General features: G+C 67.2%; 14 protein-coding genes. 4 read left to right on the top strand and 10 right to left on the bottom strand.

Going from position 1 to position 14390, the window contains the following annotated elements:
• Positions 1-69: 69 nt before the first annotated feature.
• Both NWF34_RS18015 and NWF34_RS18010 read right to left on the bottom strand, forming a co-directional pair.
• Positions 70-1044: a class I SAM-dependent methyltransferase gene (locus tag NWF34_RS18015; RefSeq protein ID WP_040004688.1), complete on the bottom strand. Its 975-nt coding sequence runs from the start codon at positions 1042-1044 to the stop codon at positions 70-72.
• A gap of 94 nt (positions 1045-1138) precedes the next feature.
• Positions 1139-1927 carry an enoyl-CoA hydratase-related protein gene (locus NWF34_RS18010; RefSeq protein ID WP_006436041.1) on the bottom strand — a complete coding sequence of 263 codons (789 nt, stop codon included), beginning with the start codon at positions 1925-1927 and terminating at the stop codon, positions 1139-1141.
• Between the two features lie 86 nt (positions 1928-2013).
• Here NWF34_RS18010 and ligD point away from each other — a divergent pair, with 86 nt between their 5' ends.
• Positions 2014-3000, top strand: a complete 987-nt coding sequence (ligD, locus tag NWF34_RS18005; protein WP_024500556.1) for a non-homologous end-joining DNA ligase — start codon at positions 2014-2016, stop codon at positions 2998-3000.
• Between the two features lie 4 nt (positions 3001-3004).
• On the opposite strand, the gene NWF34_RS18000 is transcribed toward ligD, so the two are convergent.
• Together NWF34_RS18000 and NWF34_RS17995 are read right to left on the bottom strand one after the other, a co-directional pair.
• A complete protein-coding gene (locus NWF34_RS18000) occupies positions 3005-3829 on the bottom strand; it encodes an NUDIX domain-containing protein (protein ID WP_024500557.1) in 825 nt (274 codons plus the stop codon).
• Positions 3826-4662 carry an ABC transporter ATP-binding protein gene (locus tag NWF34_RS17995; protein ID WP_006436038.1) on the bottom strand — a complete coding sequence of 279 codons (837 nt, stop codon included), beginning with the start codon at positions 4660-4662 and terminating at the stop codon, positions 3826-3828. Before NWF34_RS17995 ends, NWF34_RS18000 begins: the two co-directional genes overlap by 4 nt.
• Positions 4663-4765: 103 nt before the next feature.
• On the opposite strand from NWF34_RS17995, the gene NWF34_RS17990 reads away from it, so the two are divergent.
• On the top strand, positions 4766-5770 hold the full coding sequence (locus tag NWF34_RS17990) for an LLM class flavin-dependent oxidoreductase (protein ID WP_024500558.1): 1005 nt from the start codon (positions 4766-4768) through the stop codon (positions 5768-5770).
• Between the two features lie 92 nt (positions 5771-5862).
• The gene (locus tag NWF34_RS17985) at positions 5863-6750 is read left to right on the top strand and encodes a tyrosine-protein phosphatase (RefSeq protein ID WP_258325682.1); all 888 of its coding nucleotides are present in this window, start codon (positions 5863-5865) and stop codon (positions 6748-6750) included.
• A 60-nt stretch (positions 6751-6810) separates the two neighbouring features.
• Here NWF34_RS17985 and NWF34_RS17980 read toward each other — a convergent pair whose 3' ends face one another.
• The 6 genes from NWF34_RS17980 to ctaD form a co-directional block, all read right to left on the bottom strand.
• Positions 6811-7977, bottom strand: a complete 1167-nt coding sequence (locus tag NWF34_RS17980; protein WP_024500560.1) for a hypothetical protein — start codon at positions 7975-7977, stop codon at positions 6811-6813.
• Between the two features lie 216 nt (positions 7978-8193).
• A complete protein-coding gene (locus NWF34_RS17975; RefSeq protein WP_024500561.1) occupies positions 8194-8643 on the bottom strand; it encodes a cupin domain-containing protein in 450 nt (149 codons plus the stop codon).
• Positions 8640-9473, bottom strand: coding sequence for an aminoacyl-tRNA hydrolase (locus NWF34_RS17970; RefSeq protein ID WP_024500562.1), 834 nt, complete (start codon positions 9471-9473; stop codon positions 8640-8642). Before NWF34_RS17970 ends, NWF34_RS17975 begins: the two co-directional genes overlap by 4 nt.
• Positions 9474-9476: 3 nt before the next feature.
• Positions 9477-9857, bottom strand: coding sequence for a VOC family protein (locus NWF34_RS17965; RefSeq protein ID WP_006436033.1), 381 nt, complete (start codon positions 9855-9857; stop codon positions 9477-9479).
• A gap of 104 nt (positions 9858-9961) precedes the next feature.
• On the bottom strand, positions 9962-11203 hold the full coding sequence (gene serB, locus NWF34_RS17960) for a phosphoserine phosphatase SerB (protein WP_024500563.1): 1242 nt from the start codon (positions 11201-11203) through the stop codon (positions 9962-9964).
• A gap of 3 nt (positions 11204-11206) precedes the next feature.
• Positions 11207-12991 carry a cytochrome c oxidase subunit I gene (gene ctaD, locus NWF34_RS17955; RefSeq protein WP_024500564.1) on the bottom strand — a complete coding sequence of 595 codons (1785 nt, stop codon included), beginning with the start codon at positions 12989-12991 and terminating at the stop codon, positions 11207-11209.
• A 334-nt stretch (positions 12992-13325) separates the two neighbouring features.
• On the opposite strand from ctaD, the gene NWF34_RS17950 reads away from it, so the two are divergent.
• Positions 13326-14300 (top strand): ABC transporter substrate-binding protein, encoded by a 975-nt coding sequence (locus tag NWF34_RS17950; RefSeq protein WP_258325706.1) that lies wholly within the window; start codon positions 13326-13328, stop codon positions 14298-14300.
• Positions 14301-14390 lie beyond the last annotated feature (90 nt).

The following is a 14390-nucleotide window of genomic DNA, read 5'->3' as shown; positions in this document are numbered from 1 at the left end:
GGCACGCGGCGAGCCGATCGGTAGCGAGAATGCGCGCTATGGCCCCACGCTTTCTACATCATGGTCCGGTTACTCCGGCTTGGTGCCGGTGACGACCACGTTGTAGAAGAACTTCGGCGGCACGACCTTGCGCAGGACGTTCTCGTCGAGCCAGGTGAGACGCTTCCAGCCGCCGAAGGCGAACCGCGCCCAGCCCCAGCCGAGCTTCTCCGGCGGGACAGCGGCCTCGAAGGTGCGGACCGGCCAGCCGAGCATCGCCGCGGCCAGTTCCTCGGTGGCGGTGGAGACCTTGGCCGCGCCGGCGGAACGGGCGATACCGGCCAGCTCGTCGGGATCGAAGGTGTGGATGTCGACGACGGCCTCGAGCGCCGCGGCGCGCGAGGACTCGTCCAGCTCCTCCTGCGGGCGCCGCCAGCTCTTGAGCGGACCGAACTTGGTGACGTTGGTGGTGGCGAACCACGTCGCGCGGCTCATCCAGCGTGCGTAGAAGTCGCCGATCGTCGACGGCTCACCGGCGAACACGAAACGGCCGCCCGGCTTGAGCACCCGGAGCACCTCGCGCAGCGCCTGCTCGACATCCGGGATATGGTGCAGCACAGCATGTCCGACGACGAGGTCGAACGTGTTGTCATCGTAGGGGATCTTCTCCGCGTCGGCGACCCGGCCGTCGACATCGAGGCCCAGATTCTCGGCGTTGCGCAGCGCGACCTTGACCATGCCAGGCGACAGGTCGGTGACCGAACCCTTCTCGGCGACACCGGACTGCATGAGGTTCAGCAGGAAGAAGCCGGTCCCGCAACCGAGTTCCATCGCCCGCCCGTACGGCAGTGGCTCGTCGGCGGCGATGGCGTCGAAACGGCCACGCGCGTAATCGATGCAGCGTTCGTCGAAGCTGATCGACCACTTCTCGTCGTAGGTCTCGGCCTCCCAGTCGTGGTACAGCACCTGGGCGAGTTTGGTGTCCTTCAGTGCGGCCTGCACCTGCTCCTCGGTGGCATGCGGATTCGGCGCCGGATCGATACCCGGAGTGGCGTCGGTGGTCATGATCGCTTCCTTGTCGCGTGGGTCGGTCACTGCTGATGTCGTTGTGGGCCGGTGAGGTTCGCTCCGCTCAGCGCCCCGATGGAGTTCGCTCCGCTCAGCGCCCGGTGAACTTCGCCTTACCGGGGCCGTTCTCCACGAACGACTTCATGCCGATGGCACGGTCGTCGGTGGCGAACAGCGCGGCGAAGAGCTGTTCCTCGATCTTGAGGCCGGTGTCGAGGTCGACGCCGAGGCCCTGATCGACGGCCTTCTTGGCGGCGGCGATGGCAACCGACGCGGCGTCGGTGAACTGTCCCGCCCAGGCGAGGGCGGCGTTGTACACCTCGTCGGGGGCGACGACCTCGTCGACCAGACCGATGGCGAGTGCTTCCTCGGCACCGACGAAACGGCCCGTGAAGATGAGGTCCTTGGCCTTGGCCGGGCCGATGAGCCGCGCGAGACGCTGCGTGCCGCCGCCACCGGGGATGAGGCCCAGCAGGACCTCGGGCACACCGAGCTTCGCGTTGTCGCCGGCAATCCGGCGGTCGGCGCCGAGTGCGACCTCGAGGCCGCCGCCCAGTGCGTAACCGGTGATGGCCGCGACCGTCGGCTTCGGGATCGAGGCAATGGCGCCCAGGTCGCGTTGCAGGCGACCGGCGACCTTGCTCATCTCGGCGTAGGTGAGGTCGTTCATCTCCTTGATGTCGGCGCCGGCGGCGAGGACCTTGGGTCCGCCGTAGACGACGACGGCCTTGATGTCGTCGCGCAGTGTCGCCTCCTCGGCAGCTGCGGCCAGTTCGGCCTGCACCTGGCGGCTCAACGCGTTCATCGGCGGGCGGGCCAGGAGGATGGTGCCCACGCCGGGATGGTCGTCGGACGTCTCGAGTGTCACGAACTCAGGCATCCTCGAAGGCTACCGTCTGGTAAGTCTGCCCGGTGTCCCAGGCCGGACAACCGCGCTCACGCGCGGTTGCGCCTTACAGTGGGCGCATGGCGAAGGGTGCGGGTTCTGCAGGTGAGCCGATCGAGCTGCAGGTGGGCGACCGAACGGTCCGCCTGTCGAGTCCGGACCGCATCTATTTCACCGAACGCGGCGAGACCAAACGCGACCTCGCGGAGTATTACCTGTCGGTGGGTGACGGCATCGTGCGGGCGCTGCGCGACCGCCCCTGCATGCTGCACCGCTTCCCCAAGGGCGTCAGCGGCAACAAGGTACATCAGAAGCGTGTCCCGGCCGGCGCACCCGACTGGCTGGAGACCACCGAGATCTACTTCCCCCGCTACGGACGGACCGCCGACGAACTGTGCGTGACCGAGCTGGCGTCGGTGATCTGGGCCGTGCAGATGTCGACGGTCGAGTTCCATCCCTGGAACTCGCGCCGCGCCGACCCCGAATCCCCCGACGAGTGGCGCATCGACCTCGATCCAATGCCCGACTGCCCGTTCTCGCGCATCCAGCGGGTGTCACACGTGGTCGCGGAGGTACTCGACGAACTCGGCATGCGTGGTTTCCCGAAGACGTCGGGCGGGCGCGGTCTCCACATCTACGTGCGGATCGCACCGGAATGGGGCTTTCCGCAAGTCCGGCGCGCCGCCCTCGCCTTCGCCCGCGAGGTGGAACGCCGGGCCCCGAAGGACGTGACGACGACGTGGTGGCGCAAGGACCGCGACCCGGCCGCCGTCTTCGTGGATTACAACCAGAACACGCGCGACCACACCATGGCGTCGGCCTATTCGGTACGCGGCAACCAGCGCGCGACGGTGTCGACGCCGGTGCGCTGGGACGAGATCGACGACATCGCACCCGACGACTTCACGATCGCCACCGTGCCCGCACGGTTCGCCGAACTCGGCGATCTGCACGCCGAGATCGACGACGTCGCCCACCGTCTCGACACGCTGCTCGAATGGGCTGATCGCGAGGACATCGGCGAGGACGAGGACTCCGTCGAGGCAGTCGACCTCGACGAGCAGTGATCCGTCAGAGAGTGATGTCGGGCGGCGTCTGGTCGCCGAGCGTACGGAAGTACTCGTCGGAGCCCGGGAAACCGAGGCCGGACAGACCGGCACCCGGGGTGGTGTCGGGAAGTATGCATTCGATGGCCCGCTCGGCGGCCAGCAGTTCGTCGACGGTCGCGAAGCCACTGACGTAGTGCAGCTGCGCCCAGGTCGGCGGCATCAGGAAGTGCTTGCCGTCGGCCCACGAGTCGATCGCGCCTCGGGCGTTGACCCAGCGCGCCACCTCGGCCTCGGTGGTCTCGGCATCGGCCTCCTGCCCTTCGGGCATGGCGGCGAGGAAGAAGCGGGTGTCGTAGCGGCGCTTCTCGTTGACCGGGGTGATCCAGTGTGCGAGCGGACTCAGCAGATCGGCGCGCAGGGTGAGGCCCCGCGCGGTGAGGAACTCCGCGAACGACAGCGACTTCTCGACGAGCCGCTGTCGATCCTCGGCGAGTGCTCCCGGATCGGCGAACACACCGTCGGCGGTGGTCGCGAGCAGGACGCCGCATTCTTCGAAGGTCTCGCGGACGGCCGCGCAGACGAGTGCCTGGGCCAGCTCGTCATCGGTGTTGAACCGGTCGGCCCACCACGCCGCGTCCGGACCGGTCCAGGCCACGTGGGCACCGGCGTCACGCTTGTCGACGCCGCCGCCCGGGAAGACGGTCATGCCGCCGGCGAACGCCATCTGCTTCACCCGACGCTGGAGGAACACCTCGATGCCGTCGGCGGAGTTCCGGACCAGGACCACCGTCGCGGCGTCGCGGATCGGTGCGGACACGACCTCGGGTCCCTGATCGGTGGATGTCATCGGTTGCCTCCTGCTCGACGGTGACCGCCCGCGCGGCGACGGCGTCGAGCGAAGTACCGTCCGTCGACCTTGTCGAGGATGATCTGCTGCCGGAAGGCGGCCGTCAGGTTCTCGCTGGTCAGCACCTCTTCGAGCAGGCCCTGTGCGACGACGCCGCCCTCGGACAGGATCAGCGCGTGCGTGAACCCCTCCGGGATCTCCTCCACATGATGGGTGATCAGCACGATGGCCGGAGCGTCGGGGTCGGCGGCAAGGGTGGCGAGACGATCGACGAGTTCCTCGCGCCCGCCGAGGTCGAGACCGGCGGCCGGTTCGTCGAGCAGCAGGAGCTCGGGGTCGGTCATGAGCGCACGGGAGATGATCACACGTTTGCGTTCACCCTCCGACAGGGTGCCGAAGGTGCGTTCGGCGAGATGCTCGGCGCCCATCGACTCCAGCGACTCGACCGCCTGGTCCCGATCCATCTCGTCGTAGGCCTCGCGCCAGCGACCCAGCACGGCGTAACCGGCCGAGATGACGACGTCGCTGACGACTTCGGAGTCGGGCACACGATCGACGAGCGCGGGACTGGCGACGCCGATCCGAGTCGCGAGTTCCCGGATCTCGATCCGGCCGAGCTTCTCGTTCAGCACGAAAGCCGTACCCGACGTCGGGTGGAGCTCCGCACCGGCGAGGCGCAGCAGGGTCGTCTTCCCGGCACCGTTCGGGCCGATGATGACCCAGCGTTCGTCCAGCTCGACCTGCCAGGACAGCGGGCCGACAAGCGTTTTGCCACCGCGGACTATCGCGACGTCGCGGAAGTCGATCAAGAGGTCGGGATCGGATTCGGTCACGCCCCCATCCTGCCTCACGGCAGCGGAGTCGACCGGCTCGGATCAGCCGTGTCGGAGACGGGCGCGGGAATACTCGGACCGGTTCGCCGGGTTGAGGGACTACGTGACCGCTCAACACCTTCCCGTGTCCATCCTGGATCTCGCCACCGTCGGCCGCGACGAAACGGTCGCGCAAAGTCTCGCCGCCAGTGTCGATCTCGCGCAGCATGCGGAGAAGTGGGGATACAAGCGGATCTGGTACGCCGAACACCACAACATGTCGGCTATCGCGTCGTCGGCGCCGGCGGTGCTCATCGCGCACATCGCCGCCCACACCTCGTCCATCCGCCTGGGTGCCGGCGGCGTCATGCTGCCCAACCACGCCCCGCTCACCATCGCCGAGCAGTTCGGCACGCTCGCCGAACTCCACCCCGGCCGCATCGACCTCGGACTCGGCCGCGCGCCGGGCAGCGACCAGCAGACCTTCCAGGCGCTCCGTCGCACGCACGCGTCGGCGGAGCGGTTCCCGCATGACGTTCTCGAACTGCAGGCGTTCCTCGGCGACGAGTCACGTATCGAAGGTGTGCGCGCGACGCCGGGCGCCGGTACCCATGTGCCGCTCTACATCCTGGGCTCGTCCCTTTTCGGTGCGCAGCTCGCCGCCGCTCTGGGACTCCCCTACGCCTTCGCGTCGCACTTCGCTCCGCAGGCACTGACTCAGGCAGTTGAGTTGTACCGCCGCGAGTTCCGGCCGTCGGAGGTCCTCGCCGAACCGTACGTGATCGCCGGCGTCGGTGTGATCGCCGACGACGACCCGGACGTCGCTCAGGAGCAACTGCAGATCGCCCGACGCCAGCGTGTCTCGTTGCTCTACGGTCGCGGCCGGACCTTCACCGACGAGGAAGCCGACGCCGTGCTCTCGATGCCTCAGGGCCGGCAGATCGACGAGATGCTCACCTACGCCGGTGTCGGGACGCCCGACGAGGTGCGGAAGTACCTGACCTGGTTCGCCGGACACGCCGACGCCGATGAGCTGATCGTCGCCTCGCTGGCGCCCAGTCGCGCCGTGTCGCTGAGCACCCTCGGACACCTCGCCCCGGCGATTTCGCCGGTCGCCACGCTCGACTGAGCGCCCACGAGTCACCTGCTCGCCGCGGGCAGTTGGTTGTCCGTTCACCGCACAACAGTCCGCAGTCCATTCGGCCGATGAACGATCCGACCGTGAGAACAACACGAACGGTATGGAAGACCCTGGCCGCCATCGCAATCGCGGCCGGTCTCGTCGCCGGCTGCAGCGCGACACAGAGTCCGCCAAAGCATGACGAGCAGTCCAGCGTCGCTGCACCGGCTCCGGCTCCGCGGCTCGCCTCTGTCGACAACTTCCGTGATGTGGCAGGAACGGGCGACGGCTATCCTGTCGACCGTGGCCACATGCGTCGCGGGGTCCTCTACCGATCGAACGCGCTGACACCCGACGACCACGACCTGGCCTCGCTGTCCGCACTCGGCATCCGCCGGGTCTACGACCTGCGGACCACCCTGGAGATCGAGGCCAAACCCGACGTCCTCCCGACCGGCGCGGCGTACGTGCGACACAACATCGTCGGCGACGACCAGGGATCTGCCGCGATGGGCCTGTCGAGTCTGCGGAGCGCCGACGAAGCCCGCGGTCTCCTGATCTTGGCGAACAAGAACTTCGTCACCGACCCCGACGACCGAGCCGAGATCGCCGCCACCATCCGCGACATCGCCGCCGGCCAAGGTCCTCAACTCTTCCACTGCACGTCGGGCAAGGACCGTACGGGCTGGATCTCTGCGGTTGTCCAGACCCTCGTCGGGGTGAACCGCGCCGACGTGATGCGTGACTACCTGCTCACCAACGAATACTCCGCCGCGTCGATCGACAAGGCGGCCTCGGCCGCGGCGGCGAAAGCCGGACCGGGGACCGGCGGGGCGGTACGGGTCGTGTCCGGGGTCTTCCCGGAGGCGCTGGGTGCCGGACTCGACGAGGTCGACCGACAATACGGATCGATGGAGGAGTACGCCCGCAGCGGGCTGGGCCTGTCCCCCGACACCATCGATGCCCTCAAGGCGAAACTCACGGCGTGAGCACACCACTGAGGTCGATTCATCGGCAGTAATGACCTATCGACATGAGGCTCCGTTGACCTATAGGCCAAGTGGCGCATAGGGGCCATCGAGGAACAGTTCGGTCTGACCCGCGCCCGACCACTCGCGCCCGTCCGGGGCAATTGTCCTGGTGCGCACCAGATATTCCTTCCCGATGAGATCCCGCTGGACGACGCCGTCATGGCGGACATGGTCGAACGGCTGGTCTCGTGCGTCCACGTCGTCCCACTCGAGCGAGACCCCCGGTCCGTGGTAGGTCCGCATCGAGCCTCCGTCCCTCCAGGAACCGGCCTGGTATCCGATCGTCGAGGTGATCCACGGCGGGCAAGCAGGTTCCACTTCCTGCACCCACTCGCCGTCGTCGGCGTCGTGCAGGATCACTCGACCTCGCCGCAGGAGCCGGGTACCCGGCACCAGCTCGAGTTCACAACGCCCGCTGACCAACTCGTAGGTCTCCTGGTCCCATCCGACGACGAGCCGGCCTTCGAAGGGGGTTCCGAAAGTGTCGTTCATGGGCACCTGACGCCCCCGGGCGTCCTCGTGGATGGCGTAGAAACCGGAGAGATCCCCCGACCCGAACAGCGTCCAGAACCGCAGCGATCGCGGAACACCTTCCGGCGCGGGAGGAGGAAGGAGCTGCGGATTCGGGGCGATGGGTGGGCGCTCGAAATAGACACCCCATGAGTGATCGCGGCTCCCATACCAATTCGGCCCACCCACCTCGATCCGTTCACCGTCGAGTTCGATCCACCCCTCCACCGTTCCCGGCTGCGAGTAGCGGGACTGGTCGGTGGTCGGGCGGCCCCGATTGGTCGCGAGGTGATGCGCCTCGAGATAGGCCGGCGACATACCGAACCAGTCGAGCGAACACGACAGACCGGATTCGTTCGGCGCGAGCTCCAACCGGATGTGGCGGTATGGCTCCACCACGGTGATGCGATACGGCCCGACCTCGAGTTCACACTTCTCCCGCCACGTGCGACTGAATCGCACGGTGCGCTGGAGGCCATCCCGGTTCAGACCGACATACCCCCCGATCAGATCCGTGTTCGGAGAGATGCGCAGACCCTGGAAACAGAAGGTCTTCGCCTCCGCGGAGAATGCACCGAAGTAGTACCCGTCGTCGAAGCCGGTGTTGGTGTCACTCACCACCGACAACGGTTGCGACGTCTGATGCACGGGCAGTTCGTCGTAGGGACTCAGCACGAATTTCCTCCTCGTCTGATGAACATCACCGATCCATCAGAATAGTCTAGGAATGGATTTTTCATCCCTCACCTATTTCAAGGAGTTCGTGGTGACATGGACAGCCAGGCGGGGACCTGTCCCGTCGGCACGTTCGACGACCTGATGGGCCCGCACCCCGACATCGCCCGCTGCCCCTACGGCGCTGAAGCCACACTCACGGCGTGACAGTCTGTTTCAAGCCAGCCGGAAGTCCGCGAAGTCGAATCCGGGCACCACGATGCAGCTGACCAGCGCCGCCTCGTCCCCGATCGGCCGCGCCCGTTGCCACACGCCCGGAGGGACCAGCGCCTGCGGCTGATGTCCGGCGGCGATGTCGGGTCCGACCATGAGCGGGGTCGGATCACCCGGCGCATCGTCGTCTCCGCCGAGGTCGAGTTGCACGGGCGCCCCGCGGTGGTGCAGCCAGATCTCCGTCCCGCGAACGGTGTGCCACGCGGACTGTTCGCCGGGCATCAGGACGAAGTAGATGGCGGTCCCGGCGGCCCGGTCACCGGTGTAACCGGCCGGCAGCACCGCCTGCGGCAGGCCGACCTCGCTCCGCCAGGTCTGGCGATACCAGCCGCCCTCCGGGTGTGGCTGAAGGTCAAGGCTTTTCGCCCAGTCCGGCAACTCCGTCGCGCTCATCTGCTCCCCTGTCTCGTGATCAGGTCTCCGATGACCTCGGCGATGACGGTGACCGAACCGGGCGCTATCTCGGTGAACCCGGCATCGCGGACCGCCACCGCGGTTCCGGCGGCATCGGCGTCGAGCAGTTCTCGCCATCGTTCGGGCGTGGCCCGACGCACCGCCAGCCGGCATTCGTCGAGCCGCCACCGGATCGCCTCGTCGGCGGTCAACAGCTTGGCGGCGAGCATCGACGCGTGCCCGACCTGCGCGGCGAGCTTGCCGACCGTCATGTCCAGTCCGGGGTTGGTCCACAGCACCACACCGTGTTCCGGCGCCTCGGTGGGGATGTCGCCGTCGACCTCGGTCCCGCCGATCTGCAGTTTCTTGACCCGGCGGTCGAGATCGCCGACACGACCGGGCACGAAAGCGCGCGCCTCGGCGTCGCCTTCGGTCGCGGTGACACCCCACACCTCTTGCGCCGCAGCCCATTGCGCTCCACGGGCGCGCCGGGCGATCTTGCGAATCCGGGCGTTGCACCAGTCGTCCATCGCCGATGCCCACGGTCCGTCGCCGGCGGCGCGGTGGTCCAGGCACAGCAGCGCGACGGCCCGCGCAGCTGCGGCCAGCAGATCGGTGCGATTCGGCGGGTCGTTCTTCTCGATGCGCAGCACCATCGCCATCGCCAGCACATCGGCGGGATCCTCGGGATCCTCACCGCCGCCGACGTACCCGACGAGACGTCGGTGGTCGGCGACGATCGCTTCCGGCACCACCGGGAGGGGCACCGGCCGATCGTCGACCTCCTCGGACGGCGACCGTTCGGCTGTCGGTGTCAGGTCATCGGTCACGCATCATCCCCAGTTCTCGGCTTTCGTCAGACAGAACGGATGTCCGGCGGGGTCGAGCAGCACACGCCACGTCTCCCCCGGTTGCTCCGACGGTACGGTGGCGCCGAGTTCCACGCAGCGCGTCTGGGCGGCGTCGAGATCGTCGACGGCAAGGTCGAAGTGGAACTGCTTGGAGCCGTGCTCATTCGGCCACGCCGGGGCAACATAGTCGGGCACCGTGCCGAAGCCGACGGCGGGACCGTCACCGACGATCATGGCGTACCCCTCGCCCGATGCGCCGATCTTCCAGCCGAGCACCTCGGACCAGAAGGCTGCCGACGCACCGGCATCGGCGCAGTCGAGGGAGATCATGGCGAGCTTCGCGACACTCGTCGAGATGGTCATCGGAGGTCCTTTCATGGCAGGGACGAATGGATGTCCATCGTCTCTCGCCATCCGGACCCCCGCCTTGAACGAACCCGACGGATCGGGCCCCTCGAGACCTGATCTCAGCCCAGCGGGACCCGTCGGTACACACCGTCGGCGGCGTCCGCGGCCTCGATCTCGTCGCGTGACACCCCGAGGATGAACAGCACGGCGTCGAGGAACGGGTGGTTGAGCGTCGCGTCGGCGACCTCTCGCAACGCGGGCTTGGCGTTGAAGGCGATGCCGAGTCCGGCGACGCTGAGCATGTCGATGTCGTTGGCACCGTCACCGACCGCGATCGTCTGCTCCATCGGCACGCCGACCTGGTCGGCGAACGAGCGCAGCGCCTGCGCCTTGCCCATCCGGTCGACGACCTCGCCGATCACGCGGCCGGTCAGTTTGCCGTCGACGATCTCCAACGTGTTGGCACGCACGAAGTCGAGCTCGAGTTCGTGTGCCAGACCGTCGATGACCTGCCGGAAGCCACCGGAGACGAGGCCACAATGGAACCCGAGACGATGCAACGTCCGGATCGTGGTCCGCGCGCCCGGGGTGAGCTCCAGCGATTTGGCAACGTCGTCGAGGACACTCGCGTCGAGACCGGCCAATGCCTTGACCCGTTCGTGGAGCGACTGAGCGAAGTCCAGTTCACCGCGCATCGCAGCTTCGGTCACCGCGGCGACCTCGGCCTCGCGGCCGGCATGTGCGGCCAGCATTTCGATGACCTCGCCCTGGATGAGCGTGGAGTCGACGTCGAAGACGATGAGGCGCTTGGCGCGTCGGGCGAGACCGCCCCGTTCGACGGCGATGTCCACCGAGTGCCTGGCCGCGACTTCGGCCAGTCCCTTACGCAGCGCGGCGTCGGCAGCGACCCCGCCCCGGCCCGCGACGCTGACCATCAGTTCGAGGCCGGTGAGCGGGTAGTCGGCGATGCCACGGATCGAATCGATGTTGCCACCCTGGCTCGCCAGTTTCGCGGCGACCGCGCTGAACGCGGTGGCCGTGACCGGGCTGCCCAGGATGACGACCGCGTGCGAAGACGGCGAGCTCTTGCCGGCTCCGACACCGATCTCCACGCGGACGTCGAACCCGATGGAGGCCATGGCCTGTTCGACGACCTCTTGGAGACCTTCAGGGTCCCTGGTTGCCGAGACGAGAACGCCGAGCGTCAGCTGACCGCGGATGACCACCTGCTCGACGTCGAGCAGTGCAACGGCCTGACCGGCCAGGGCACCCATCAGAACGGAGGTGACACCTGGCCGGTCGGGACCGGTGACAGTGAAGAGAACGGTCGTGCCGGTACTGCCTGTTGAGTCTTTGCTCACCGGTCAGCGCGGATCGGGATCCGGCGACCCCTCGTGCGATCCGACGGTGAACGGCTCGCGACGAGCCTCCTCCATCTGGCGATCCTTGCCCGCGTCGTGACCCGGACCGACGTGAGCCTCGGCACGCATCCGCTCGATCATGTGCGGGTAGTGCAGCTCGAAGGCCGGACGCTCCGAACGGATGCGGGGCAGCTCGGTGAAGTTGTGGCGCGGCGGCGGCGACGAGGTCGCCCACTCCAGCGAGTTGCCGAAGCCCCACGGATCGTCGACGGTCACGACCTCGCCGTAGCGGTAGCTGCGGAACACGTTCCACAGGAACGGCAGGGTCGACAGGCCGAGGATGAACGCGCCCACGGTCGAGATGGCGTTCAGCGTCGTGAAGCCATCCGACGGCAGGTAGTCGGCGTAACGACGCGGCATGCCCTCGTTGCCCAGCCAGTGCTGCACCAGGAACGTCATGTGGAAACCGATGAACGTCAGCCAGAAGTGGATCTTGCCCAGGCGCTCGTCGAGCATGCGTCCGGTCATCTTCGGGAACCAGAAGTAAATACCCGAGTAGGTGGCGAACACGATGGTGCCGAAGAGCACGTAGTGGAAGTGGGCGACCACGAAGTAGGTGTCGGAGAGGTGGAAGTCCAGCGGCGGGCTCGCGAGCAGAACACCGGTCAGACCACCGAAGAGGAAGGTCACGATGAAGCCGACCGCGAACAGCATCGGCGCTTCGAACGTTATGTGACCTCGCCACATCGTTCCCACCCAGTTGAAGAACTTCACGCCGGTCGGAACCGCGATCAAGAACGTCATGAAGGAGAAGAACGGCAGCAGCACGGCGCCGGTGACGTACATGTGGTGCGCCCACACGGCCGCCGACAGGGCGGCGATGGCCAGGGTCGCGTAGATCAGGCCCGAGTAACCGAAGATCGGCTTACGCGAGAAGACCGGGAAGACCTCCGAGACGATGCCGAAGAACGGCAGCGCGATGACGTACACCTCGGGGTGTCCGAAGAACCAGAACAGGTGCTGCCACAGGATCACGCCGCCGTTGGCCGGGTCGTAGATGTGGGCACCGAACTGGCGGTCGACCTCGAGGCCCATCAGGGCGGCGGTCAGCAGCGGGAAGATCAGCAGGATGAGCACGCTGGTCACCAGGATGTTCCAGGTGAAGATCGGCATCCGGAACATGGTCATACCCGGGGCACGGAGACAGACCACCGTGGTGATCATGTTGACGGCACCGAGGATGGTACCCAGACCGGACACACCCAGACCCATGATCCACAGGTCGGCGCCGAGGCCCGGGCTGTGGACCGCGTCGGTCAGCGGGGTGTACGCCGTCCAACCGAAGTCGGCAGCACCACCCGGGGTGATGAAGCCGGCGAGGGCGATGGTCGAACCGAACACGAACAGCCAGAACCCGAGCGCGTTGAGTCGCGGGAAGGCGACGTCAGGCGAACCGATCTGCAGCGGCAACACGAAGTTGGCAAAGCCGATGACGATCGGGGTCGCATACATCAGCAGCATCACGGTGCCGTGCATCGTGAAGAGCTGGTTGAACTGCTCTGTCGACAAGAACTGCATGCCCGGCTGTGCGAGCTCGCCACGCATCAGCAGCGCCATGAGGCCACCGATGAGGAAGAACGCAAAACATGCAGAGATGTACATCATGCCGATCAACTTGTGATCGGTCGTGGTCAGCAGCTTGTAGATGAACGAACCCTTGGGCTGATAGCGCTCCGGGAACGGACGCACTGGAGCCACTTGCGTGGTGGGTTGGTCTACCGCGGTCACAGATCCTCCTCTTGCCCGAGCGCGACGCCGAACCCCTTCGGACGTCGGTCGGCACATGAACAAACCGAGCGCTGAATACTGATCCTAAACCCTCACCGGCGCCCGAGCCGAGCGGGTCCTACGATCTGTCGTATTCGACGCCCGACACACCACATCGGCCGTGCTCAAACCCATTTCCGTACGACGCGCCAGGCGTTCCGGGCAGCCTGGGCGGCGTCGGCGGCCGACGGTCTCGCGGCCCCATCCGAGCCTACGCTCGACCCGAGTGGGCCGATGCTAGGTTGGGCGGGTGCAGAGCAGGGGTAACGGTGCCACGGATGTACGTGTTCGTCGTATTCGGGGTCGCCGACCGGTCTGGGCAGCCCTTCTCGGTGTGGTCGCCCTCGCGTCGGCCGCCTGTTCCGGCGACGAACCGCTGACCACTCCCGACGGCTCCCCCATCTCGACCACCGTGACACGCGTCGCGGAGGTCAACATCGTCTCCGCCGACCGCGACTTCTCGAAGACATGTCTCGCTCCCACGGCGGCCGACGCCGGGACGACCGACGCCGCCCGCATCGTCGTGACCGATCCGGCGCTCCTGGACGCGCTGTGCGCACTCGGTATCGGCGACAAGGTGACGGCGGTGACCGCGGTACCCGGTTCGGTGCCCGCCTATCTGGGACCGCAGCTGACGTCCGTGCCGGCGATCGGGACGACCCCGGACGCCGCAGCGGTGTCGAAGGCCGACGCCGACCTCGTCCTCACCACTCCCGGGACCGCCCCGTCGTCGAAACCCTTCGGTGCAGTGCGTTCCGTGACGATCCCGGCCGGCGACTGGCAGGAGCAGTTCCGAGCAGTCGCCGACGCGGTGAACCGCAGCGAGGCGGGCCGTCAGCGGCTCGCCGAGTTCACCACCGAGGCCACCAAGACCGGCCGGCGCATGGACGCCTCGCACACCCAGGTGTCGCTGGTCCGGTTCGGCGACGACTCCGAGACCATCGCCGGCATGGACACCTTCGCCGGGCAGATCCTCGGCGAGATCGGTGTCCAGCGACCCGGCCCGCAGCGCGTCCCCGATTCGTTCCCCGTCGACGACGCGAACTTCCGCGCGGCCGAGGGCGACCTCATCTATGTGAGCTTCGAGGGCGAGCAGGGTCGGAAGCACGGCGAAGAGGTCCTGCTGAGCGACGAGTGGCTGAATCTGGGCGCCTCCATGTGGAAGCGCGTCCTGGCCGTCGACGACGCCGTCTGGTACGACTCGTCGGGCCTGGCCGCCGCGTGGCTGGTCCTCAACGACGTGAAGGGTTCGCTCGACGGGAACTCGTGAGTCACGCCCGGCCGCGAGAGTGCGTCGTGAGTGCCCTTTTCCGGCACTGACCACGCATTCTGCGACGAGGACACTGTCGACCGAGTCCAC

It is taken from the genome of Gordonia sp. GONU, from assembly GCF_024733855.1.
GTDB classification, from domain to species: domain Bacteria; phylum Actinomycetota; class Actinomycetes; order Mycobacteriales; family Mycobacteriaceae; genus Gordonia; species Gordonia amicalis.
This window is presented reverse-complemented; position numbering and strand designations above follow the sequence as displayed.

Bases quoted from the DNA above. Each gene is read 5' to 3' on its own strand.
- ligD (WP_024500556.1), top strand. From the start codon at position 2,014: ATGGCGAAGGGTGCGGGTTCTGCAGGTGAGCCGATCGAGCTGCAGGTG.
- NWF34_RS18010 (WP_006436041.1), bottom strand. From the start codon at position 1,927: ATGCCTGAGTTCGTGACACTCGAGACGTCCGACGACCATCCCGGCGTG.
- NWF34_RS18015 (WP_040004688.1), bottom strand. From the start codon at position 1,044: ATGACCACCGACGCCACTCCGGGTATCGATCCGGCGCCGAATCCGCAT.
- NWF34_RS18000 (WP_024500557.1), bottom strand. From the start codon at position 3,829: ATGACATCCACCGATCAGGGACCCGAGGTCGTGTCCGCACCGATCCGC.
- NWF34_RS17965 (WP_006436033.1), bottom strand. From the start codon at position 9,857: ATGACCATCTCGACGAGTGTCGCGAAGCTCGCCATGATCTCCCTCGAC.
- NWF34_RS17975 (WP_024500561.1), bottom strand. From the start codon at position 8,643: ATGAGCGCGACGGAGTTGCCGGACTGGGCGAAAAGCCTTGACCTTCAG.